Here is a 23,787-nt window from a genome sequence, read left to right on the forward strand (position 1 = left end):
GGGAACAGGCCGAGGAGGTGTCCCATGGGTGTTCTCTCGAGATTCCGGCGGCGCAAGACGCCCTACCGCGCGGCGACCGAAGAGGAGCAGATCGCGCGCTACGTCTATCTGCTCGGATCGCTTCCCGCCTCGGTGATCGAGAGCGCGCACGCCTCCGCCTTCGCCGACGTGCCGCCGGAGCGGCGGCGCCAGATGTTCGAGCAGCTGCGCCCGTTCCTCGCCGAGTCCGAGCGCGACGCGGCGGCCGAAGACCCGACCGTCATCGCGCGCCTTGTCCGGCGTGCGGAAGAGCACCGTGCACGGCGCGCGGCGGAGGCGGATGCCGCGACCCGGGCCGCTGCGGCTCCTGCGGCGACGGCTGTCGCGGTCGACGACGGCGATCCGCGCGGCCGCTTCGACGGCGATCCCCGGGATCAGGTCGACACGCGGGCGATGCTGCTGCAGGTCGGCGTCCTGACCATCGTCGCGAACCAGTTCCTGCTGTCGAGCTCGGTGGCGGCCTACTTCACGGTCGGCGCCGGGTCGCTGGAGCTCGCGTCGGAGCCCGGCTGGGTCGGCGAGACGTACGATCCGGGCCTCGGAGGCTTCGACGGCGGCGGGTTCGGCGGGGGCGCGTACGACTCCGGCGGTTTCGGAGGCTTCGACGGCGGAGGGTTCGGCGGTTTCGACGGCGGGGGCGGCTTCGGAGGCTGAGCCTCTCAGGCGGGGCGGTCGCGGCATCCGCTCATCGCGAACGCGGCCCCGATGTCGGGGGTGCCGCCTACGCTGGTTCAGTGCAGACCACTCGATCCGTGCGGCCGTTCGAGGTCGTGAGCGAATTCGCGCCGTCGGGCGATCAGCCGCAGGCGATCGCCGAGCTGGCGGCCCGCATCAACGCCGGTGAGACCGATGTCGTGCTGCTCGGCGCGACCGGCACCGGCAAGTCGGCGACGACGGCGTGGCTCGTCGAGGCCGTGCAGCGGCCGACGCTCGTGCTGGCGCACAACAAGACCCTTGCCGCGCAGCTGGCGAACGAGTTCCGCGAGCTCATGCCGAACAACGCGGTCGAGTACTTCGTCAGCTACTACGACTACTACCAGCCCGAGGCGTACGTCCCGCAGACCGACACCTTCATCGAGAAGGACTCCTCGATCAACGCCGAGGTCGAGCGCCTGCGCCACTCGACGACCAACTCGCTGCTGAGCCGGCGCGACGTCGTCGTGGTCAGCACCGTGTCGTGCATCTACGGCCTCGGCTCGCCCGAGGAGTACTTGCGCGCGATGGTGGCGCTGCAGGTGGGGGAGCGGTACGACCGCGACGCCCTCATCCGCAAGTTCATCGCGATGCAGTACAACCGCAACGACGTCGACTTCTCGCGCGGCAACTTCCGCGTCCGCGGCGACACGATCGAGATCATCCCGGTGTACGAGGAGTACGCGATCCGCATCGAGATGTTCGGCGATGAGATCGAGGCGCTCTTCATGCTCCACCCGCTCACGGGCGACGTGGTGCAGCGGCTGGATGCCGTGCCGATCTTCCCCGCCACCCACTACGCGGCCGGCACCGAGACCGTGCAGCGGGCGATCGGCACCATCGAGCACGAGCTCGAGGAGCGCCTGAAAGAGCTGGAGTCGCAGAACAAGCTGCTCGAGGCCCAGCGCCTGCGGATGCGCACGACGTTCGACCTCGAGATGCTGCAGCAGCTCGGCTTCTGCTCGGGCATCGAGAACTACTCCCGCCACCTCGACGGCCGCATGCCGGGCGAGCCGCCGCACACGCTGCTGGACTTCTTCCCCGACGACTTCCTCATGGTGATCGACGAGTCGCACGTCACCGTGCCGCAGATCGGCGCGATGTACGAGGGCGACGCATCCCGCAAGCGCACCCTCGTCGAGCACGGCTTCCGGCTGCCCAGCGCGCTCGACAACCGCCCGCTGCGGTGGGACGAGTTCAAGAACCGCGTCGGGCAGACCGTCTACCTCTCCGCCACCCCCGGTCGATACGAGATGGGGATCGCCGACGGCGTGGTCGAGCAGATCATCCGTCCGACCGGACTCGTCGACCCCGAGATCGTGGTGAAGCCCTCGAAGGGCCAGATCGACGATCTCCTCGAAGAGATCCGCGTCCGCGTCGAGCGCGACGAGCGCGTGCTGGTGACGACGCTCACCAAGAAGATGGCCGAAGAGCTGACCGACTTCCTCGGCGAGCACGGCGTGCGCGTGCGCTACCTGCACTCCGATGTCGACACGCTGCGGCGCGTCGAGCTGCTGAGCGAACTGCGAGCGGGCGTCTACGACGTGCTGGTCGGCATCAACCTGCTGCGCGAGGGCCTCGACCTGCCCGAGGTGTCGCTGGTGTCGATCCTCGACGCCGACAAGGAGGGGTTCCTCCGCAGCGGCACCTCGCTCATCCAGACGATCGGCCGTGCGGCCCGCAACGTGTCGGGTCAGGTTCACATGTACGCCGACACGGTCACCGACTCGATGGCGAAGGCGATCGAAGAGACCGACCGGCGTCGTGAGAAGCAGATCGCGTACAACACCGCCAACGGCATCGAGCCGCAGGCTCTGCGCAAGCGCATCGCCGACATCACCGAGGTGCTCGCACGCGAGGCATCCGACACGGATCGGATGCTGCGGGGCAAGGCCTCGGCGAAGACCAAGTCCGGCATGGGCAAGAGCCCGACCCCGCAGCTGCGCCGCGAGGGCATCGCTGCCGAGGGCGCCGAGCAGCTCGAGGCGACCATCGCCGACCTCAGCCAGCAGATGCTCTCCGCGGCAGGCGAGCTGAAGTTCGAGCTCGCGGCGCGGCTCCGCGACGAGGTGCAGGACCTCAAGAAGGAGCTGCGCGCCATGGAGCGCGCCGGGCACGCGTAGCCGGTCGCGGTCGCGGGCGACGCCCTTCGACATGGCTTAGGCGCCGACGTGGCTCAGGCGCCGGCGTCGCTCAAGGGTCGGGGTGCACCGCGCGGGTCACGGGCAGTGCATCAGCGGCTTCGGACCCGAGCGGTCGAAGATGTGCTCCGAGATCGGAGCGCCGCACAGCGGGCACGCGCGCTCCGCACGCTCCGCCGGGCTCGGCGGGGGAGTCGTCTCGTACGGGCCGACGGCCGCCGGGCCGGCCGCGCGGATCAGGTTCGCGTTGATGTAGGCGTACCACCCGCCGGCCTCGCGGACGCGTTCGCGGAGGGGGCGACGGTCGCGGGGTGCGGCTTCCGATTCTGGCATGTCATTAGTGTACTAATGATTCGTCCACGATAGGATCGTGGTGTGCAAGATGCCGCCCTCAGCCCCGACGACCTGCTCAAGCTCGACAACCAGGTGTGCTTCGCGCTGGTGACCGCGGCGCGCAACGTCGTCGGGATGTATCGGCCGATCCTCGAGCCGCTGGGCCTCACGCATCCGCAGTACCTCGTCATGCTGGCGCTGTGGGAACGGTCGCCCCGCTCGCTGCGCGAGCTCGCGGCCGAGCTGGCGCTCGAGCCCGCGACGCTGTCGCCCCTGGTGAAGCGGCTCGAGGCGCAGGGCCTCGTGACCCGCTCGCGGCGCGGCGACGACGAGCGGGTGCTCGACGTCGGACTCACCGATGCGGGGCGCCGGCTCCGCGAGCGCGCGCTGGAGGTGCCGGCCCGCGTGATGGAGAGCGTCGGAACGGATGCCGCGGCCCTCGTCGCGCTCCGCGACGCGCTGCAGCCGTTCGCCGGAGCTCGCTGACGCCGGTTCCGGCCCCGGTGCGGGTGCATGACCTGCGCCGAACCTGTGAACGGAGGCTCTCCGGCGCCCATGTCGGAGGCCCCGCCTACACTTGTCTGGTGCCCATCGTCCCTGTCGCCCTGCCTGGAAACATGCCCGGAAACGCCGTCGGCGGCACCAGCGGAAAGCTCAGCGTCCGCGGTGCCCGCGTCCACAATCTGAAGGACGTCGACCTCGACATCCCGCGCGATTCACTGGTCGTCTTCACGGGGCTCTCGGGCTCGGGCAAGTCGAGCCTGGCGTTCGACACGATCTTCGCCGAGGGCCAGCGCCGGTACGTCGAGTCGCTGAGCGCGTACGCGCGCCAGTTCCTCGGCCAGGTCGACCGCCCCGACGTCGACTTCATCGAGGGTCTCAGCCCGGCCGTCTCGATCGATCAGAAGTCGACCAACCGCAACCCGCGATCGACGGTGGGCACGATCACCGAGATCCACGACTACATGCGCCTGCTGTGGGCGCGCATCGGCATCCCGCACTGTCCGGAGTGCGGCGAGGTCATCCAGCGGCAGACGGTGCAGCAGATCGCCGACCAGCTCATGGAGCTGCCCGAGCGCACGCGCTACCAGATCGTCGCGCCGGTGGTGAGCCAGAAGAAGGGCGAGTTCGTCGACCTCTTCAAGGAGCTCGGCGCGAAGGGCTACGCCCGCGCCATCGTCGACGGCGACATGATCCAGCTCGCCGAGCCGCCCGCCCTCAAGAAGAGCTACAAGCACGACATCGCGGTCGTGGTCGACCGCCTCGTCGCGGGCCCGGGGATCCTCGACCGCGTCACAGACTCGGTCGAGACGGCCCTGTCGCTCGCGGGCGGCGTGATGCAGGTCAACTTCGTCGACGAAGAAGGCGACGCCGCCTGGCAGTCCTTCTCCGAGAAGCTCGCGTGCCCCAACGGCCACCCGCTGCAGCTCACCGAGATCGAGCCCCGCACCTTCTCGTTCAACGCGCCCTTCGGCGCCTGCCCCGCGTGCTCCGGCCTCGGCACCCGCATGTCGGTCGACGTCGAGCTGATGCTGGGCGACGAGGACCTGTCGATCCGTGAGGGCGTCCTCATTCCGTGGACGACGCAGGGCAAGGGTCTGTTCCAGTACTACGAGCGCCTGCTCGAAGGGCTCGCCAGCGACCTCGGCTTCTCGCTCGACACCCCCTGGAAGAAGCTGCCGGCGGCGGTGCGGGAGGCGGTTCTCCGCGGCGAGAACTACAAGGTCACCGTGCGGTGGAAGAACCGCTACGGGCGCGAGATGCGCTACTCGTCCGGGTTCGAGGGCGTCGTGCCCTACATCGAGCGCCAGTACACGCAGGCCGAGTCCGACACGCAGCGCCAGCGCTGGTCGGAGTACCTGCGCGAGGTGCCGTGCCCGGTGTGCGACGGCGCGCGCCTCAAGCCCGAGGTGCTGGCGGTCCAGGTGCACGGACACTCGATCGCGGATGCCTCACGCCTGAGCCTCGGCGAGGCGCGCGAGTACTTCGCGCGCCTGACGCTCACCGACCGCGAGGCGACCATCGCTGCGGCGGTGCTGCGCGAGATCCGGCTGCGCCTGGACTTCCTCATCCGCGTCGGTCTCGACTACCTCAGCCTCAGCCGCGCAGCGGCGACGCTCTCGGGCGGAGAGGCGCAGCGCATCCGGCTCGCGACGCAGATCGGATCGGGGCTGACCGGCGTGCTCTACGTTCTGGACGAGCCGTCGATCGGCCTGCACCAGCGCGACAACCGACGGCTCATCGAGACGCTCGTCGCCCTGCGCGATCTCGGCAACACCCTCATCGTCGTCGAGCACGACGAAGAGACCATCCACGCCGCCGACTGGGTGGTCGACATCGGCCCGGGCGCCGGCGTCAACGGCGGCGAGGTGGTGCACTCCGGCCCGATCGACGAGCTCCTGGCCGATCGCGAGTCGATCACCGGCGACTACCTCTCGGGCCGCCGCGCGATCCCGACGCCCAAGAAGCGTCGCAAGATCGACAAGAAGCGGCAGATCGCCGTCGTCGGCGCGCGCGAGAACAATCTCAAGAACGTCACGGTCGACTTCCCGCTGGGCGTGCTCACCTCGGTCACCGGCGTGAGCGGATCGGGCAAGTCGTCCCTGGTCAACGGCATCCTCTACCAGGTCCTCGCGACACGCCTCAACGGCGCCCGCCGGGTCGCGGGCAAGCACACCCGCGTCACCGGACTCGAGAACCTCGACAAGGTGGTGCACGTCGACCAGGCGCCGATCGGCCGCACGCCGCGCTCCAACCCGGCGACCTACACGGGAGTGTTCGACCGCATCCGCACGCTGTTCAGCGAGACGACCGAGGCGAAGGTGCGCGGCTACCAGCCGGGCCGCTTCAGCTTCAACGTCAAGGGCGGCCGGTGCGAGGCGTGCTCGGGCGACGGCACGATCAAGATCGAGATGAACTTCCTGCCCGACGTCTACGTCGACTGCGAGGTGTGCCACGGCAAGCGGTACAACCGCGACACCCTCGCCGTGCACTACAAGGGCAAGAACATCGCCGAGGTGCTCGAGATGCCGATCGCCGAGGCTGCGGAGTTCTTCGAGCCGATCCAGGCGATCCACCGCTACCTCAAGACGCTCGTCGACGTCGGACTCGGGTACGTGCGGCTCGGCCAGTCCGCCACCACGCTCTCGGGCGGTGAGGCGCAGCGCGTCAAGCTCGCCACCGAACTGCAGCGGCGCACCAACGGCCGTTCCATCTATGTGCTCGACGAGCCGACCACGGGTCTGCACTTCGAAGACGTGCGCAAGCTCCTCGAGGTGCTGAACGGACTCGTCGACAAGGGCAACACCGTCATCGTCATCGAGCACAACCTCGACGTCATCAAGTCCTCCGACTGGGTGATCGACCTCGGTCCCGAGGGCGGTGCCGGCGGCGGCCAGGTGATCGCGACGGGCACCCCCGAGCAGGTCGCGCGCGTCGACGCGAGTCACACCGGTGCGTTCCTCGCCGAGGTGCTCGGCCTCCGCGCGCCCACCCACGCGGTCGCCGGTCACGCGACGGCGGACGGCGACGGCGCCGACCTCGACGCCGCCGCGGACGCCGAACGGGTCGAAGTGCGCAAGGCCGGCTGAGCGGGATGGCGCGCACCGCACCCACCGTTCCGTACAAGCCCAAGGCCGGCGAGATCCCCACCAATCCGGGGGTGTACCGCTTCCGCGACGCGGACGGGCGCGTGCTGTACGTCGGCAAGGCGAAGAACCTGCGCGCACGCCTGTCCAACTACTTCGCACCGCTGCACACGCTCCACGAGCGCACGCGACGCATGGTCACGACCGCCGCATCGGTCGAGTGGACGGTCGTGGCCACCGACGTCGACTCGCTCCAGCTCGAGTACCAGTGGATCAAGGAGTTCGACCCGCCGTTCAACGTCCGCTACCGCGACGACAAGTCGTACCCGTTCCTGGCGATCACGCTCGCCGACGAGGCGCCTCGCGTCATCGTGACCCGCAACCGCCGGATCCCCGGTGCGAAGTACTTCGGCCCGTACCCGAAGGTCTGGGCGGTGCACGACACGATCGACCTGATGATCAAGGTGTTCCCGATCCGCACCTGCAGCGACTCGTCGTACAAGAAGGCGATGGCGACCGGTCGGCCCTGCTTCCCCGGCCAGATCGGCCGGTGCGGCGGGCCGTGCTCGATGAAGGTGACGATCGAGGAGCACCGGGCGATCGTCGACGACTTCGTCGCCTTCATGGCCGGCGGCGACCAGCGCTTCACGAAGGAGCTCACCGCGCGCATGCGCGAGGCTTCCGCCGCGATGGACTACGAGGCCGCCGCCACGTATCGCGACCGGCTCCAGGCGATCGACGCGGTGCTCAACCGCAGCGCCCTCGTCCTCGCCGCCGACACCGACGCCGACCTGTTCGGGATCGCGGAGGACGAGCTCGCGGCCACCGTCCAGCACTTCGTCATCCGCGGCGGCCGCGTGCGCGGTGTGCGCGCCACGACGATCGAGAAGGAGATCGACATCTCCGGCGGCGACCTCGTCGATCAGGTCCTCCAGCGCACGTACGGCAACGCCGCGGGAGCCGACATCCCGCGGCAGGTGCTGGTTCCGGCCATGCCGGAGGACGCCGCCGATCTCGAGGAGTGGCTGCGGGCTCGACGCGGCAAGGGCGTGACCATCCAGGTGGCGCAGCGGGGACGCAAGGCCGACCTCATGCGCACGGCGAGCCTCAACGCCCAGCAGGCGCTCATGCTGCACAAGACCCGCCGCACCAGCGACTACGTCGCGCGCACGCAGGCGCTCACCGACCTGCAGGAGGCCCTCGACCTCGCCGAGGCGCCGCTGCGCATCGAGTGCTTCGACGTGTCGCACCTGAGCGGCACCAACGTCGTCGCCTCGATGGTCGTCTTCGAGGACGGCCTGCCCCGCAAGGACCAGTACCGCTCGTTCAAGGTCGAGGAGACGACCGACGACACCGACTCGCTCTACCAGGTGCTCCGGCGGCGGCTGGCCTACCTCGACCGGCCGGAGGAGACCGAGACGGATGCCGCACGCGGCGCCACCGCCGACGGCACGGTCGTGACGGAGCGGCGTCGCGCGCGCTTCGCGTACCGGCCGCAGCTGCTCGTCGTCGACGGCGGCAAGCCGCAGGTCGAGGCGGCCGCCCGTGCGCTCCGCGACGCCGGGCACGAGGAGGTCGCGCTGTGCGGCATCGCCAAGCGTCTCGAGGAGGTCTGGCTGCCGGGGGAGGAGTACCCCGTGATCCTCCCGCGGACGTCGGAGGCGCTCTACCTGCTGCAGCGGCTCCGCGACGAGGCCCACCGGTTCGCGATCACCCACCAGCGCCGGCGGCGGCGTCGCGACATCCAGAGCGTGCTGGCCGAGATCCCGGGTCTGGGCGAGGCGCGCATCAAGGCGCTGCTGCGTCACTTCGGATCGGTGTCGGCGCTCAAGAAGGCCACGCCCGACGAGATCGCACAGCTTCCCGGCGTCGGGCCGAAGCTGGCCGCCGCGATCCACGGCCACCTCGCGGAACCGGCATCCGTCTCCAGTGAGTAGGCTGGCGGCACGGGGGTGATCATGGGCGAGGCGGCGAGTCAGGACGTCGGAGAAGTGCTGATCGTCACGGGGATGTCGGGCGCCGGGCGATCGACGGCGGCGAACGCCCTCGAGGATCTCGACTGGTACGTCGTCGACAATCTGCCGCCGCAGATGCTCAAGCCGCTGCTCGACCTCACCGAGCTCGCCGGGGGAGTGCTGCCGCGCGTTGCCGTGGTGGTCGACGTGCGCGGGCGCGACCTGTTCTCCGACCTCCCGAACGCGATGCGATCGCTGCGCGAGCGGCGCCAGATCCGGGTGATGTTCCTGGATGCCTCCGACGACGTGCTCGTCCGCCGCTTCGAGGCGGTGCGGCGTCCCCATCCGCTGCAGGACGAGGGCACGATCCTCGACGGCATCCGGCGGGAACGCGAGCGGCTGGCGGCGGTGCGCGAAGGCGCGGACATCATCATCGACACGTCGGCATACAACATCCACCAGCTGGCCACGAAGGTCGCCGACCTCTTCACGGAGGAGGGGCAGGCTCGGCACACGCTCACGTTGCAGAGCTTCGGCTTCAAGTACGGCCTGCCGCCCGACGCGGACCTCGTCGCCGACATGCGCTTCCTCCCGAATCCCTTCTGGGACGAGCGGCTGCGGCCCTTCACCGGCGAGGACGCCGAGGTGCGCGACTACGTCCTGTCGCAGGAGGGTGCGAGCGAGTTCCTCGAGGCCTACAGCCGGGCGCTGCGTCCCGTGCTCGAGGGCTACCAGCGCGAGAACAAGAGCCATTCGGTCGTCGCCGTCGGCTGCACCGGGGGTAAGCACCGCTCGGTGGTCATGGTCCGCGAGCTCGCCGAACGCCTCGCGGCGGTGCCCGGCGTGGCCGTGCGGATCACTCACCGCGACCTCGGCCGAGAGTGAGGGCTTCCCGGCCGGACCGGCCGGGTAGGCTTGACGGTCGTTCCCGAAAGACCTCGTAAGGAGACCCGTGTCGCTGACCGCTGACGTGAAGGCCGAGCTGATCACCGTGCGAGACCCGCGCCCGACGGCGCGGGTGGCCGAACTCACGTCGCTGCTGCGATTCTCGGGCGGCCTGCACTCCATCGCGAACCGCGTCGCGGTCGAGGCGGAGCTCGATTCCGACATCCTCGCCCGCCGGACCGCGCGCGATCTCGTCGAGCTCTACGGCGTGCGCCCCGAACTGGTGCACGTGCAGGGCTCGGGCGCCCGCACCGGCAGCCACTACGCCGTGCGCGTCATCGAGGGCGGTGAGACGCTGGCGCGCCAGACCGGTCTGCTCGACCAGCGCCGCCGCCCCGTCCGCGGACTTCCGAACAAGCTCACCACCGGCTCGCGCGGCGACCTCGCCGCGATCTGGCGCGGCGCCTTCCTCGCCGCCGGCACGCTGAGCGACCCCGGCCGCTCCGCAGCGCTGGAGATCACCTGCCCGTCGTCCGAGGCGGCGATGGCGCTCGTGGGTGCGGCGCACCGGCTCGGCATCGCGGGCAAGGCGCGCGAGGTGCGCGGGATCCCGCGTGTCGTCGTGCGCGAGGGCGAGGCGATCCGCGCGGCACTGGCAGCCATGGGGGCCGTGCGGGCCGCCGCCGATTGGGACCAGATGCGCCAGCGCCGCGAGGTGCGCGCGGGCGTCAACCGCCTCGTCAACTTCGACGACGCCAACCTGCGTCGCTCGGCGCAGGCGGCCGTGGCCGCCTGTGCGCGCGTCGAGCGCGCGCTCGAGATCCTCGGCGACGAGGTGCCCGACCACCTTCGTCAGGCCGGGGACCTGCGCCTCGCGCACCGCGACGCGAGCCTGGACGAACTCGGGCACCACGCCGACCCGCCGCTCACGAAGGACGCCGTCGCCGGCCGCATCCGGCGCCTTCTCGCAATGGCCGACAAGAAGGCCGAGGCCGAAGGGCTTCCCGGTACCGAGTCCGCGGTTCCGGCGGGTATCGAGGACTGATTCTCGACGACGGATGCCGCGGCCCGCGGCATCCGTCTTCCACACGTCACAGTGGGAAGCAACCCCGGCGCGAGCGCGTTGCCGCTCACTAGGATGAATCCGTCACCCTCGCTGCGCCGGGGATTCGGCGCGCGCCGACAGGAAGAAGAGAACATGGCGAAGTACACCTTGCCCGACCTCCCCTACGACTACGCCGCGCTCGAGCCGCACATCAGCGGCAAGATCATGGAGCTGCACCACAGCAAGCACCACCAGGCGTACGTCACCGGTGCGAACACCGCGCTGGAGCAGCTCGCCGAGGCGCGCGAGACCGGCAACCTGGCGAACGTGAACAAGCTCGAGAAGGACCTCGCGTTCAACCTCGGCGGCCACGTCAACCACTCGATCTTCTGGACCAACCTGTCGCCCGAGGGCGGCGGCGAGCCCGACGGCGAGCTGCGCGCCGCCATCGACGAGTTCTTCGGCGGCTTCGACAAGTTCCAGGCGCACTTCACCGCCGCTGCGACCGGCATCCAGGGCTCCGGCTGGGCGGTTCTCAGCTGGGACCCGATCGGCGAGCAGCTCATCATCCAGCAGCTCTTCGACCAGCAGAGCAACACGGCGCAGGGCACCGTCCCGATCTTCCAGCTCGACATGTGGGAGCACGCCTTCTACCTCGACTACCTCAACGTCAAGGCCGATTACGTCAAGGCGGTGTGGAACATCGCGAACTGGCAGAACGTCGCCCAGCGTCTCGACGCCGCCCGCCAGAAGACCTCGGGCCTGCTGGTACTGTCCTAGTAGGCGCGGCCGTCCCGGTGGGACAGCCCGCCGGGACGCCGTTGTCCTCGTTCGCATCGCACCAACCGCGCACTCGCGCACGACACATCTCAGGAGAAACTCCGTGACTGTCAAGATCGGCATCAACGGCTTCGGCCGAATCGGACGCAACTACCTCCGCGCGGCTCTCGCGCAGGGTGCGGACCTCGACATCGTGGCGGTGAACGACCTCACCGACAACAAGACGCTCGCCCACCTCCTCAAGTACGACTCGATCCTCGGTCGCCTCGACGAGGAGGTCTCGTACACCGAGGACTCGATCACCGTCGGCGACAAGACCATCAAGGTCTTCGAGGAGCGCGACCCCGCGAACCTGCCCTGGGGCGAGCTCGGCGTCGACATCGTCATCGAGTCGACCGGCCGCTTCACCAAGGCCGCCGACGCCGGCAAGCACATCGCCGGCGGTGCGAAGAAGGTCCTCATCTCGGCTCCCGCCAGCGGCGAGGACGGCACGTTCGTCATCGGCGCGAACGCCGACCAGTACGACCCCGAGACGCAGCACATCATCTCGAACGCCTCGTGCACGACGAACTGCCTCGCGCCCCTCGCGAAGGTGCTGAACGACGAGTTCGGCATCGTCAAGGGCCTCATGACGACGGTCCACGCCTACACGGCCGACCAGAACCTCCAGGACGGCCCGCACAGCGACCTGCGTCGCGCCCGCGCCGCCGCCCTGAACATCGTGCCGACCTCGACCGGTGCGGCCAAGGCCATCGGCCTCGTGCTGCCCGAGCTCAAGGGCAAGCTCGACGGCTTCGCGCTGCGCGTGCCCGTCCCCACCGGCTCGGCGACCGACCTCACGGTCGAGCTCGAGCGCGAGGTCACCGTCGACGAGATCAAGGCCGCCTACAAGGCCGCCGCCGAGGGCCCCCTCAAGGGCATCCTCAAGTACACCGAGGACGAGATCGTCTCGAGCGACATCGTCACCGACGACCACTCCTGCATCTTCGACGCCGGCCTCACGCGCGTCATCGGCAACCAGGTCAAGGTCGTCGGCTGGTACGACAACGAGTGGGGCTACTCGAACCGCCTCGTCGACCTCACCGAGATCGTCGCCTCGAAGCTCTGATCCCCATGGCTCTGCGCACCCTCAGCACGCTGGGTTCGCTGGCCGGCAAGCGTGTCATCGTCCGTGCTGACCTCAACGTCCCCCTCGAGGACGCGGTCATCACGGACGATGGCCGTGTACGGGCCACGCTCCCCACGCTCAACGCCCTGATCAACCAGGGCGCACGCGTCATCGTCTGCTCCCACCTGGGTCGCCCCGACGGCGCTCCCGACCCGAAGTACAGCCTCGAGCCGGTCGCGCAGCGACTGTCGGAGCTGCTCGGCAAGCCGGTCGCGTTCGCGCGCGACACGGTGGGGGAGTCGGCGCACGAAGCCGTCGCCGCCCTCGAGGACGGCGACGTCGCGGTGATCGAGAACCTGCGGTTCAACGCGGGCGAGACCGCCAAGGACGAAGCCGCGCGCCGCGCCTTCGCGGAAGAGCTCGCGGCCCTCGGCGACGTGCTCGTTTCGGACGGCTTCGGTGTCGTCCACCGCAAGCAGGCGTCGGTCTACGACCTCGCCGAGATCCTGCCGTCGGCCGCCGGCTTCCTCATCGAGAAGGAGGTCGACGTTCTCGACCGCCTCACCGAGAACCCGGAGCGTCCGTACACCGTCGTGCTCGGCGGCTCCAAGGTCAGCGACAAGCTGGGCGTCATCGAGCACCTGCTTCCGCGCGTCGACCGGCTTCTCGTCGGCGGCGGCATGATGTTCACCTTCCTCGCGGCCGAAGGCCACAAGGTCGGTTCGAGCCTCCTCGAGCAGGACCAGCTCGACACCGTGAAGGGCTACATCGCGACCGCGAAGGAACGCGGCGTCGAGCTCGTGCTTCCCGTCGACGCGGTGGTCGCCGCCTCGTTCTCGGCGGACGCCGAGCACGTCGTCGCCCCTGCCACCGCGTTGGAGGACACGGCGTTCGGCGCCTCGGGCCTCGGGCTCGACATCGGTCCGGAGACGGCCGCGATCTTCGCCGACGCCGTGCGCGGGTCGAAGACCGTGTTCTGGAACGGCCCCATGGGTGTGTTCGAGATGTCCGCCTTCGCCGCGGGCACCAAGGCCGTCGCTCAGGCGCTCACCGAGGTCGAGGGCCTGTCGGTCGTCGGCGGCGGCGACTCCGCCGCGGCCGTGCGTCAGCTCGGCTTCGCCGACGACGATTTCGGTCACATCTCGACCGGCGGCGGCGCCAGCCTCGAGTTCCTCGAGGGCAAGAAGCTCCCCGGACTGGAGGTCCTCGGATGGCAGTGAGCAGCCGCACCCCGCTGATCGCGGGCAACTGGAAGATGAACCTCGACCACCTGCAGGCGGTCGCGTTCGTGCAGAAGCTGCACTGGACCCTCAAGGACGCCAAGCACGAGGACGGCTCGGTCGAGGTGGCGGTCTTTCCGCCCTTCACCGGCCTGCGCACGGTGCAGACGCTGCTCGATGCCGACAAGATCCCGTTCGCCCTCGGCGCCCAGGACATCTCGTCGCACGACTCCGGCGCGTACACCGGTGAGGTGTCGGGCGCGTTCCTGGCGAAGCTCGACGCGCGGTACGTGATCATCGGCCACTCCGAGCGCCGGCAGTACCACGCCGAGACCGACGAGGTCGTGGGCTCCAAGGTGAAGGCCGCGCTCAAGCACGGGCTCGTGCCCGTGATCTGCGTGGGCGAGACGCTGGCGCAGCGCGAGGAGTCCGGCCCCACCGCCGTGTCGGTCGGTCAGCTGGAGGTGGCCCTGGAGGGCGTGTCCGCCGATGCCGACTTCGTCGTGGCGTACGAGCCGGTCTGGGCGATCGGCACCGGCCAGGTCGCGTCGCCCGAGCAGGCGCAGGAGGTCTGCGCCGCGCTCCGCGAGGTCATCGCCGACAAGCTCGGCGCCGACGCGGCCGCGCGCACGCGCGTGCTGTACGGCGGTTCGGTCAAGGCCGCGAACATCGCGAGCTTCATGCGCGAGCCCGATGTCGACGGCGCCCTCGTCGGCGGTGCGAGCCTCGTCGTCGACGAGTTCGCGGCGATCATCCGCTACCAGAAGCACGTCGGCGTCTGACGCTCTTCGACAGGCTCAGGACCGGAGCCGGGGTCCTTCCGATTCGGTCGCTGAGCCTGTCGAAGCGTCGACCGACCTGCCCGTTATACTTGACCCTTGTGCGATCGGCGAATGATCGCAGCGAAAGGCTTCAACGACTGTGCAGATCCTCGAGTTCGTCCTGCAGGTGCTTCTCGGCATCACGAGCCTCCTGCTGACCCTCCTCATCCTGCTCCACAAGGGGCGCGGCGGCGGCCTGTCCGACATGTTCGGCGGCGGCATGACGTCGGCGCTCGGCTCGTCCGGCCTCGCCGAGCGCAACCTCAACCGCTTCACCGTGGTTCTCGCGCTGGTGTGGTTCGCGTCCATCGTGGCCCTGGGCCTGATCACGAAGTTCCAGGCTCTCTGATGGCCACCGGAGGCAACGCGATCCGCGGCACCCGCGTCGGTGCCGGTCCGATGGGCGAGCAGGACCACGGATTCCACGCCGAGCGCATCGCGATCTCGTATTGGGACGCCCTGGGCAACGAGACCGTGCGCTACTTCGCGGCGGGCATCCCCGAAGAGGAGATCCCCGACACGATCGACTCGCCGCACTCCGGCCTCCCCGCCGGTCGCGACAAGGAGAACCCGCCCGCGGTGGCGAAGACCGAGCCCTACAAGACGCACCTCGCCTACGTGAAGGAGCGCCGCACCGAGGAAGAGGCCGAGACCCTCCTCGACGACGCCCTGAAGCAGCTGCGCGAGCGCCGCGGCCAGGACTGACGCGGACCTAAAATACGAGAAGAGCGGATGCCTCGGCATCCGCTCTTCTCGTATGTTCGGGCGTCAGTACTCCCGGTCGATGAGGTCCGGGGGCACCTGGGCGGCGGCGGCACGGTCGACGAAGAAGGTCGTCCGCTTGCGGCCCTTCGCGCCGGCCGCCGGAACGCTCTCGTAGCTCGCGCCGGCGAGGGCGAGGCCCAGGGCGGCCGCTTTGTCGGTGCCGGCGAGCACCAGCCAGACCCGCTTGGAGCTGTTGATGACGGGGCGCGTCATGGTGATGCGCTCGGGCGGCGGCTTGGGCGATTCGCGAACGGCGACCACGGCGCGGTCGGTGATCTGGATCTCCGGGCGATCCGGGAACAGCGAGGCGATGTGTCCGTCGGGACCCACTCCGAGGAAGCAGACGTCGAAAGACGGCCACGCGCCCTCGCTGCTGGAGAACTGCGCCAGCTCGTCGGCGTACGCGGTGGCTGCGGCATCCAGCTCGGTGCCGCTGTCGCTTGCCAGCGTCGAGTGGATGTTCTCCGCCGGGATCTCGAGACGGTCGAGCAGCGCCTCGCGCGCCTGGCCGTCGTTGCGGTCGGAGTGCCCGAGGGGCACCCACCGCTCGTCGCTCCACCAGAAGTGCACGCGCGACCAGTCGATCTGCTCGACGCGCGGGCTCCGGGCGGCGGCCGCGAGCACGGCCGAGCCCATCGAGCCGCCCGTGAGCGAGACGTGGGCGAGCTTGCCCTCGTCGACCCGCTTGGCGACCCGACTCAAGAACCGCGGCGCGACCGATGCGGCGAGCTCAGCGGGATCCGGACTGATGATGACGCGCTTCTCGGCCCAGCCTTCAGGCATTCGCTCGGATCCCGTCCGTCACCCGCGTCGCACTCATCAGGCCTGCGTCTCCTTCGTCGCCCGGGGGTTGAGCAGCTCCCAGCCCTCGGTGATCACTCGACCATACAGGACGTCCGGGTCCAGTCGACGGAGCTCCTCGGCGAGGCACTCGCGCAGCGTCCGGCGCGGGAAGGCCAGGTCGTGGGTCGGCTGCCCGGGCTGGGTGAGGATCGCCACGCCGGGGGACGGGCGCTCCAGGAGCACCTCGCCGCTCTGGCGGACGAGCGCCACCGACTTGATGCCGTGCGGCCACTCCTCGGGGTCGAGATAGGCCCAGTCCACCGGCACGTCCAGCGTGAGGCGCAGCCACGCTGCCAGCAGGGCGGTGGACGGCGAGTCCGACGCGCCGCGGACGCGCACGCCGACGACCGGCTCGTAGGGCGGCTGATCGAGGATCGCCGCAAGCTGCTCGCGCCAGCGGGTGAGACGCGTCCAGGCGAGGTCGGTGTCGCCCGGCGCGTACTGTCCGCCCAGTCCGGCGACGAACGCCGACGGGTCGGACTTGGTCGCGGCATCGGTGATGCGGCGCTGCGCGATGCGGCCGATCGACGTCTTGGAGATGTCGTCGGGCGTGCGGTTGGGCCACCACACCACCACGGGCGCGTCGGGGAGGAGCAGGCCGGTCACCAGGCTCTCGAGGTTCGAGTGACCGGCGTCGCCGAAGGCGCGCAGCGTGACGACCTCGCTCGCGCCGGCGTCGCCGCCCACGCGGATCTGCGCGTCCAGGCGCGGGTCGTCGTCGTAGCCGTCGTTCAGCATCAGCACGATGACGCGCATCGGGTGCTCCCGCGACGCGTCGTTCGCGGCCTCGATGACCTCTTCGAGCGCTCCCTCGCGGGTGAGGATGATGAGCGTCAGCACGCGGCCGAGGGCGACCGCGCCGCCCTCCTCGCGCACGTTGACGAGTGCGCGAGAGATCTTGCTGACGGTGGTGTCGGGAAGATCGACGATCACGGGCGCCTCCAGCTCCGTCCGTCGCGGGCGAGCATCTCGTCCGCGGAGTCCGGGCCCCACGACCCGGGTGAGTACTGTTCGAGCGGTCCGCCCTGGGCGTCCCAGAACTTCTCGATCGGGTCGAGGATCTTCCACGACAGCTCGACCTCTTCGTGCCGCGGGAACAGCGGCGGGTCGCCCAGCAGAACGTCGAGGATGAGTCGCTCGTAGGCTTCGGGGCTCGCCTCGGTGAAGGCGTGGCCGTAGCCGAAGTCCATCGTCACGTCGCGCACCTGCGCGCCGGCACCGGGCACCTTCGAGCCGAACCGGATGGTGACGCCCTCGTCGGGCTGCACGCGGATCACGAGGGCGTTCTGCCCCTGGCCCGACGTCTGGCTGCGCGAGAACAGCAGCTCGGGGGCGCGCTTGAAGACGACGGCGATCTCGGTGACGCGGCGGCCGAGGCGCTTGCCGGTGCGGAGGTAGAACGGCACGCCGGCCCAGCGGCGCGTGTTCACCTCGAGGGTGACGGCCGCGTACGTCTCGGTCGTCGAGCGCGGGTTCATTCCGTCCTCTTCGAGGAAGCCGAGCACCTTCTCGCCACCCTGCCAGCCGCCGGCGTACTGGCCGCGGGCGGTCGCGCGCTCGAGGTCCTCCGGGAGCGTGACGGCCGCGAGGACCTTCTCCTTCTCGGCGCGGAGGTCGGCCGCATCGAACGAGATGGGCTCCTCCATGGCGGTGAGCGCCATCAGCTGCAGCAGGTGGTTCTGGATGACGTCACGCGCCGCGCCGACCCCGTCGTAGTAGCCGGCGCGGCCGCCGACGCCGATGTCCTCGGCCATCGTGATCTGCACGTGGTCGACGTAGTTGCGGTTCCAGATCGGCTCGTACAGCTCGTTCGCGAAGCGCAGCGCCAGGATGTTCTGGACCGTCTCCTTGCCGAGGTAGTGGTCGATGCGGAAGATCGAGTCGGTAGGAAACGCCGAGCGCAGCACGTCGTTCAGGGCGCGTGCGGACTCCTGGTCATGACCGAACGGCTTCTCGATGACGACGCGGCGCCAGCGGTCGGGCTGATCGGCGGTGTCGTCCACGAGACCCGACGACTTCAGCTGCTCCGCCACGAGGGGGAACGCCTTCGGCGGGATCGACAGGTAGAACGCGTGATTGCCCATCGTGCCGCGCTCGGTGTCGAGGCGGTCGACGGTCTCTTTGAGCCGGCGGAACGCGTCCGGGTCGTCGAACTCGCCCGAGACGAACCGGATGCCCTGCAGCAGCTGCTGCCACGTCTCGTCGCGGAACTCGGTGCGCGCATGCTGGCGCACCGCTTCGTAGACGACCTGGGCGAAGTCCTGGTCGGCCCAGTCGCGCCGGGCGAAGCCGACCAGCGCGAAACCGGGAGGCAGCAGGCCCCGGTTGGCGAGGTCGTAGACGGCGGGCATGAGCTTCTTGCGGGAGAGGTCTCCCGTGACGCCGAAGATGACGAGCGCGCTCGGACCGGCGATGCGGTTGAGGCGACGATCTTCGGGGTCGCGCAGCGGGTTGTGCCCGCGCGAGATCTCGACGGTCATGTGGGGCTCGAACTCCTACTGGGCCGCTTCGAAGAGCGAGAGCACTTCGATCTGGGGGTCGGTGAGGGTCAGGGTCACGACGGGACGGCCGTGGCCTTCGGCGAGCACGGCCGCGTCGCCCGCGGCCTGCGCCTGGATCAGCTGGCCGAACGTGAAGGGCCGGCCGGGGATCTCGAGGTCGACGTCGGTCTGCTCGAGGATCTGGAGGAACACGCCGTTGGCGGGACCGCCCTTGTGGTACTGACCGGTCGAGTGGAGGAATCGCGGCCCCCACCCGAACGTGGTCGGGCGACCCGAGTCGGCGGCCACGAGCTCGCGCAGGCCCGCGAGCTGCGACAGCTCGAGGCGGTTCACGTAGGCCTGGATCGCGACGTAGCCGTCTTCGGGCAGGCGCGCCCACAGCGCGTCGAGCACGCCCGCGACGGTACCCGATGCCGCGAGCTCGGGGTCCGACACGCGCACCTCGACGCCCTCCGCCGCGAACGCCGGCGCGGTCGGCTCCGGGCGTGCCTCGAGCAGTCCGCGCGCCGCGTCCTTGGCGGACTCGACGTCGGGCTGGTCGAAGGGATTGATGCCCAGCATCCGTCCCGCGATCGCCGTCGCGTACTCCCACACGACGAACTGGCCGCCGAGCGAGCCGCTCACCAGGATCTCGCCCTCGTGGTGCTCGAACAGGTGGAACTTCTTCGCCTCGTCGACGAACCGCACGACCTGGAGATCGGCCGGAGGCGCGTCGACCTCGGGAGAGACCGGGAGGAGGACGACGGGCAGGATGCCGGTGCCGTCCTTACCGGTGGACTCGGCGACGAGCTGCTCGATCCAGTCCGGCAGACCCACGATGTGGGTGCCGTCGGTGACGAGACCGAGCTTGTCCTTGCGGGGCTCGCCGCCCGCGATGGCGGCGGCGAGCACGAGCGCCGGGTTGTCGGGGCTGTCGATCGACACCTCGAGGAGCGACGCCTCCGCTTCGTCGAGGAGCTCGGCGATGTCCGCGCCGGCGAGGCCGGCCGGCACGAGGCCGAAGGCCGTGAGCGCCGAGTAGCGGCCGCCCACCGTCGGGTCGGCGTTGAACACCGTGTAGCCGTCGGCGCGGGCCTGCTCGTCCAGCGGCGAGCCGGGGTCGGTCACGACCACGATCCGCTCGGCGGGGTCGATGCCGAGGTCGCGGAACGCGGCCTCGAACGCGCGCTTGGCCGAATCCGTCTCGACGGTGGAGCCCGACTTCGACGAGACCACCAGCGCCGTCCGCGTGAGGTCGCCGGCCTGGGCGTCGCCGTCGATGGCGGCGAGCACCTGGCCCGGAGCCGTCGCGTCGAGGATCACCAGGGGCACACCGGCCGTCTGCGTGATCACCTCGGGCGCGAGCGACGAGCCGCCCATGCCGGCGAGCACGATCCGGGTGACGCCGCGGGAACGCAGCCGCTCACGCAGTGCCAGGACCTCGGCGACGAGCGGGCGCGAGACGCTGACCGCCTCGACCCAGCCGAGGCGCTGAGACGCCTCGGCCTCGGCCGCCGGACCCCACAGCGACGCGTCGCCGGCGGTGATGCCGGAGGCCACGAGGCTCGCGGCGAGCCCGGGCAGCGTCGCCTCGACGACGGACTTGACCCGCCCCGAGAGGTGGATGTCGAAGCTCATCGGGTCGCCTGGAGCGCGTCCTCGAGCGCCGTCTTGACCGTCCCCTGAAGGTCGTGCCAAGACGCGATGAACTTCTCGACGCCCTCGTCCTCGAGCACCTGCGTGACGTCGGCGAAGTCGACGCCCACGGCGGCGAGGTCGGCGAACACCTTGTGCGCGGCCTCGTAGGTGCCGGTGACGGTGTCGCCGGCGACCTGTCCGTGGTCGAAGGTCGCCTCGAGCGTCTTCTCGGGCATGGTGTTGACGGTGCCCGGAGCGACGAGCTCGGTGACGTACAGCGTGTCGGGAAGCGACGGGTCCTTGACGCCGGTGGAGGCCCACAGCGGACGCTGCACGTTGGCGCCGGCATCCGTCAGCGCCTTCGCGCGGTCGGTCGCGAACTCCTTCTCGAACAGCTCGTACGCCAGGCGCGCGTTGGCGACGCCCGCGAGAGACTTCAGCCCCGAGGCCTCGTCGGTGCCGACGGCGGTGAGGCGCTTGTCGACCTCGGTGTCGACGCGCGAGACGAAGAACGACGCCACCGAGTGGATCTGCGAGAGGTCGTGGCCGTTCTTCTGCGCCTGCTCGAGACCGGCGAGGTACGCCTCGATGACCTCGGCGTAGCGCTCCAGGCTGAAGATCAGCGTCACGTTGACCGAGATGCCCTCGGCGATCACCGCGGTGATGGCCGGAAGGCCCGCCTTGGTGGCGGGGATCTTGATGTGGACGTTCGGCCGGTCGACGGTGGCCCACAGCTCCTTGGCCTGGGCGATCGTCGCGTCGGTGTCGTGGGCGAGGTCGGGGGAGACCTCGATCGACACGCGGCCGTCGACGCCCTTCGTCGCGTCGTAGACCGGGCGGAAGATGTCGGCCGCGTCGCGCACGTCGTCGGTCGTCGCCGCGAAGATCGCGTCGTCGACCGATGCGCCCGCCGCAGCGAGCTCGGCGATCTGCGCGGCGTACGAGTGTCCGCCGCCGCCGATCGCGCCCTGGAAGATCGTCGGGTTCGTCGTGACGCCGCTCACGTTGCGCGTCGAGATGAGCTCGGTCAGGTTGCCCGACGTGATGCGCTCGCGCGACAGGTCGTCGAGCCAGATGCTCACGCCCTCGGCGACCAGCTTCTCAGTGGGGGTGCTCATGCTGCCTTCTCCTCGTGCTTACTGTGCCGACGCGGCCGCGATGGTCTCGCGGGCCGCTTCGACGACGGCGTCGGCGGTGATGCCGAACTTCTGGAACAGGGTCTTGTAGTCGGCCGACGCGCCGAAGTGGTCGATGGCGACCGAGCGGCCGGCGTCGCCGACGATGCCGCGCCACGTGAGCGCGGAGCCGGCCTCGACCGACACGCGGGCCTTGACGGCGGCGGGGAGCACCTTCTCGCGGTACGCCTCGTCCTGCTCGTCGAACCACTCCAGCGACGGCGCCGACACCACGCGGGCGTTCACGCCCTCGGCGGCGAGGGTCTCGCGCGCCGAGACGGCGAGCTGCACCTCGGAGCCGGTCGCGATGAGGATCACGTCAGGCGTGCCGTTCGGCGCCTCGGCCAGGACGTACGCGCCCTTCGCGACGCCGTCGGTCGACGCGAAGACGTCGCCCGAGGCTTCACCGTCGCCACGCTCGAACACCGGGATGTTCTGGCGCGTGAGCGCGATGCCGGCGGGGCCGCCCTGGCGGCGGACGATCTCGAGCCACGCGGCCGAGGTCTCGTTCGCGTCGGCCGGACGCACCACCGTGAAGTTCGGGATGGCGCGCAGCGTCGCCAGCTGCTCGATCGGCTGGTGCGTCGGGCCGTCCTCGCCGAGCGCGACCGAGTCGTGCGTCCACACGAAGATCGACGGGATGTTCATCAGCGCGGCCAGACGCACCGCGGGGCGCATGTAGTCGCTGAAGATGAGGAACGTGCCGCCGAACGGACGGGTGGGGCCGTGCAGCTTGATGCCGTTGACGATCGCGCCCATCGCGTGCTCGCGGATGCCGAAGTGCAGCACCCGGCCGTAGGGGTCGCCCGACCACTCGTGCGTCGACCACTCCGCGGGGATGAACGACTTGGCGTCCTTGATCGTGGTGAGGTTCGACTCGGCGAGGTCGGCAGAGCCGCCCCACAGCTCCGGCAGCTCGGCGGCCAGCGCGTTGATCACGATGCCCGACGCGGCGCGCGTGGAGACGTCCTTGCCTGCCTCGAAGGAGGGGAGAGCGGATGCCACGTCCGCGGGCAGCTCGCCGGCCTCGAGGCGGTCGAGCAGTGCCTTGCGCTCGGGGTTCGCCGCGGCCCACGCGTCGAAGGACTCCTGCCACGCGGCGCGCTGCTCGGCGGCGCGGTCGGCGAGAGAGCGGGTGTGCGCGATCACGTCGTCGGCGACCACGAAGGACTGCTCGGGGTCGAACCCGAGGACCTTCTTCGTCGCGGCGAGCTCGTCGGCGCCGAGCGCCGAGCCGTGGATCTTGCCGGTGTTCTGCTTGCCGGGCGAGGGCCAGCCGATGATGGTGCGGAGGATGATGAGGGACGGCTTCGCCGTCTCGCCCTGCGCGGCCTCGATCGCGCCGTAGAGTTCGGCGACGTCCTCGACGTACTCGCCGCTCTTCTTCCAGTCCACGACCTGCACGTGCCAGCCGTAGGACTCGTACCGCTTCGCGACGTCCTCGGTGAAGGCGACGTTGGTGTCGTCTTCGATGGAGATCTGGTTCGAGTCGTAGAAGGCGATGAGGTTGCCGAGCGCCTGGTGGCCCGCGAGCGACGACGCCTCCGAGGTGACGCCCTCCTGCAGGTCGCCGTCGCCGGCGATCACGTACACGTGGTGGTCGAACGGCGAGGTGCCGGCGGCCGCCTCGGGGTCGAACAGGCCGCGCTCGTAGCGTGCGGCGTAGGCGAAGCCCACGGCCGAGGCGAGACCCTGACCCAGGGGACCGGTGGTGATCTCGACGCCCTTGGTGTGCCCGTACTCGGGGTGGCCGGGCGTGAGCGAGCCCCACGTGCGCAGCGCCTTCAGGTCGTCGAGCTCGAGCCCGAAGCCGCCCAGGTACAGCTGCACGTACTGGGTGAGCGACGAGTGGCCCGCCGAGAGGATGAAGCGGTCGCGACCGATCCAGTGGGTGTCCGTGGGGTCGTGGCGCAGCACACGCTGGTAGAGCAGGTACGCGGCCGGCGCCAGGCTCATCGCCGTGCCGGGGTGGCCGTTGCCCACCTTCTCGACCGCGTCCGCAGCCAGGACGCGGGCGGTGTCCACCGCGCGCCGATCGATCTCATCCCAACGCAGTTCCGACACCGGGCCGCCTTTCTCGAGGAAGTGCGCCCAGAAAGGGTGGCCGTCTCGCGGCCCTTGTCCGGATGGAGAAGGGGGAAATCGGCGACGGGCGCGCGTGTTTCTCAGCATAGCGAAGCGGTATGCCGCCCAGGCCATGCGAGCCGTGTATGTGACAGAGTCTTGCGAAGGCCGGGTCGCGGCCGGTGACGTCCGGGTGTCGCGGGCGTCACGTTCTG

General features: G+C 70.1%; 20 protein-coding genes. 13 read left to right on the forward strand and 7 right to left on the reverse strand.

Translation table 11 applies throughout. From position 1 onward, the window contains the following. Window positions 1–24: 24 nt before the first annotated feature. Entirely contained in the window at window positions 25–693 is a 669-nt protein-coding gene (locus IM770_RS01040) for a hypothetical protein (protein WP_203579285.1), read from the forward strand. Between the two features lie 80 nt (window positions 694–773). After that, window positions 774–2,855, forward strand: a complete 2,082-nt coding sequence (gene uvrB / locus IM770_RS01045; RefSeq protein WP_203579286.1) for an excinuclease ABC subunit UvrB — start codon at window positions 774–776, stop codon at window positions 2,853–2,855. Between the two features lie 96 nt (window positions 2,856–2,951). On the opposite strand, the gene IM770_RS01050 is transcribed toward uvrB, so the two are convergent. Continuing rightward, window positions 2,952–3,206 (reverse strand): hypothetical protein, encoded by a 255-nt coding sequence (locus tag IM770_RS01050; protein ID WP_203579287.1) that lies wholly within the window; start codon window positions 3,204–3,206, stop codon window positions 2,952–2,954. A 42-nt stretch (window positions 3,207–3,248) separates the two neighbouring features. Here IM770_RS01050 and IM770_RS01055 point away from each other — a divergent pair, with 42 nt between their 5' ends. The 11 genes from IM770_RS01055 to IM770_RS01105 all read left to right on the forward strand — a co-directional run bounded on the left by IM770_RS01055 (window position 3,249) and on the right by IM770_RS01105 (window position 15,312). After that, the gene (locus IM770_RS01055) at window positions 3,249–3,692 is read left to right on the forward strand and encodes a MarR family winged helix-turn-helix transcriptional regulator (protein WP_203579288.1); all 444 of its coding nucleotides are present in this window, start codon (window positions 3,249–3,251) and stop codon (window positions 3,690–3,692) included. Between the two features lie 98 nt (window positions 3,693–3,790). Beyond that, window positions 3,791–6,796 (forward strand): excinuclease ABC subunit UvrA, encoded by a 3,006-nt coding sequence (uvrA, locus tag IM770_RS01060; RefSeq protein ID WP_372430624.1) that lies wholly within the window; start codon window positions 3,791–3,793, stop codon window positions 6,794–6,796. Window positions 6,797–6,801: 5 nt separating this feature from the next. Next, entirely contained in the window at window positions 6,802–8,730 is a 1,929-nt protein-coding gene (gene uvrC / locus IM770_RS01065; protein WP_203579289.1) for an excinuclease ABC subunit UvrC, read from the forward strand. A gap of 21 nt (window positions 8,731–8,751) precedes the next feature. Beyond that, window positions 8,752–9,633, forward strand: coding sequence for an RNase adapter RapZ (gene rapZ / locus IM770_RS01070; RefSeq protein WP_203579850.1), 882 nt, complete (start codon window positions 8,752–8,754; stop codon window positions 9,631–9,633). 67 nt (window positions 9,634–9,700) lie between these two features. After that, window positions 9,701–10,678: a DNA-binding protein WhiA gene (whiA, locus tag IM770_RS01075; protein WP_203579290.1), complete on the forward strand. Its 978-nt coding sequence runs from the start codon at window positions 9,701–9,703 to the stop codon at window positions 10,676–10,678. A 153-nt stretch (window positions 10,679–10,831) separates the two neighbouring features. Then, complete coding sequence (locus IM770_RS01080) at window positions 10,832–11,458, forward strand: superoxide dismutase (RefSeq protein ID WP_203579291.1); 627 nt, start codon at window positions 10,832–10,834, stop codon at window positions 11,456–11,458. Between the two features lie 103 nt (window positions 11,459–11,561). Continuing rightward, on the forward strand, window positions 11,562–12,566 hold the full coding sequence (gene gap, locus IM770_RS01085) for a type I glyceraldehyde-3-phosphate dehydrogenase (protein ID WP_203579292.1): 1,005 nt from the start codon (window positions 11,562–11,564) through the stop codon (window positions 12,564–12,566). Between the two features lie 5 nt (window positions 12,567–12,571). After that, a complete protein-coding gene (locus tag IM770_RS01090) occupies window positions 12,572–13,786 on the forward strand; it encodes a phosphoglycerate kinase (protein WP_203579293.1) in 1,215 nt (404 codons plus the stop codon). Next, a complete protein-coding gene (tpiA, locus tag IM770_RS01095; protein WP_203579294.1) occupies window positions 13,777–14,568 on the forward strand; it encodes a triose-phosphate isomerase in 792 nt (263 codons plus the stop codon). Before IM770_RS01090 ends, tpiA begins: the two co-directional genes overlap by 10 nt. A gap of 139 nt (window positions 14,569–14,707) precedes the next feature. Further along, complete coding sequence (gene secG, locus IM770_RS01100) at window positions 14,708–14,956, forward strand: preprotein translocase subunit SecG (protein WP_045298839.1); 249 nt, start codon at window positions 14,708–14,710, stop codon at window positions 14,954–14,956. Beyond that, window positions 14,956–15,312 (forward strand): RNA polymerase-binding protein RbpA, encoded by a 357-nt coding sequence (locus IM770_RS01105; RefSeq protein ID WP_203579295.1) that lies wholly within the window; start codon window positions 14,956–14,958, stop codon window positions 15,310–15,312. Before secG ends, IM770_RS01105 begins: the two co-directional genes overlap by 1 nt. Window positions 15,313–15,375: 63 nt before the next feature. On the opposite strand, the gene pgl is transcribed toward IM770_RS01105, so the two are convergent. Genes pgl through tkt form a run of 6 tightly spaced genes read right to left on the reverse strand, consistent with a single transcriptional unit; the run spans window position 15,376 to window position 23,572 of the window. Beyond that, a complete protein-coding gene (gene pgl, locus IM770_RS01110; RefSeq protein WP_203579296.1) occupies window positions 15,376–16,155 on the reverse strand; it encodes a 6-phosphogluconolactonase in 780 nt (259 codons plus the stop codon). Between the two features lie 36 nt (window positions 16,156–16,191). After that, window positions 16,192–17,148, reverse strand: coding sequence for a glucose-6-phosphate dehydrogenase assembly protein OpcA (locus IM770_RS01115; protein WP_203579297.1), 957 nt, complete (start codon window positions 17,146–17,148; stop codon window positions 16,192–16,194). Next, window positions 17,145–18,695 (reverse strand): glucose-6-phosphate dehydrogenase, encoded by a 1,551-nt coding sequence (zwf, locus tag IM770_RS01120; protein ID WP_203579298.1) that lies wholly within the window; start codon window positions 18,693–18,695, stop codon window positions 17,145–17,147. Before zwf ends, IM770_RS01115 begins: the two co-directional genes overlap by 4 nt. A gap of 15 nt (window positions 18,696–18,710) precedes the next feature. After that, a complete protein-coding gene (locus tag IM770_RS01125; RefSeq protein WP_203579299.1) occupies window positions 18,711–20,333 on the reverse strand; it encodes a phosphoglucose isomerase-related protein in 1,623 nt (540 codons plus the stop codon). Further along, window positions 20,330–21,451 carry a transaldolase gene (tal, locus tag IM770_RS01130; protein WP_203579300.1) on the reverse strand — a complete coding sequence of 374 codons (1,122 nt, stop codon included), beginning with the start codon at window positions 21,449–21,451 and terminating at the stop codon, window positions 20,330–20,332. Before tal ends, IM770_RS01125 begins: the two co-directional genes overlap by 4 nt. An 18-nt stretch (window positions 21,452–21,469) precedes the next feature. Further along, the gene (tkt, locus tag IM770_RS01135) at window positions 21,470–23,572 is read right to left on the reverse strand and encodes a transketolase (protein ID WP_203579301.1); all 2,103 of its coding nucleotides are present in this window, start codon (window positions 23,570–23,572) and stop codon (window positions 21,470–21,472) included. Window positions 23,573–23,787 lie beyond the last annotated feature (215 nt).

This window comes from Microbacterium hibisci (assembly GCF_015278255.1).
GTDB classification, from domain to species: Bacteria; Actinomycetota; Actinomycetes; order Actinomycetales; family Microbacteriaceae; genus Microbacterium; species Microbacterium hibisci.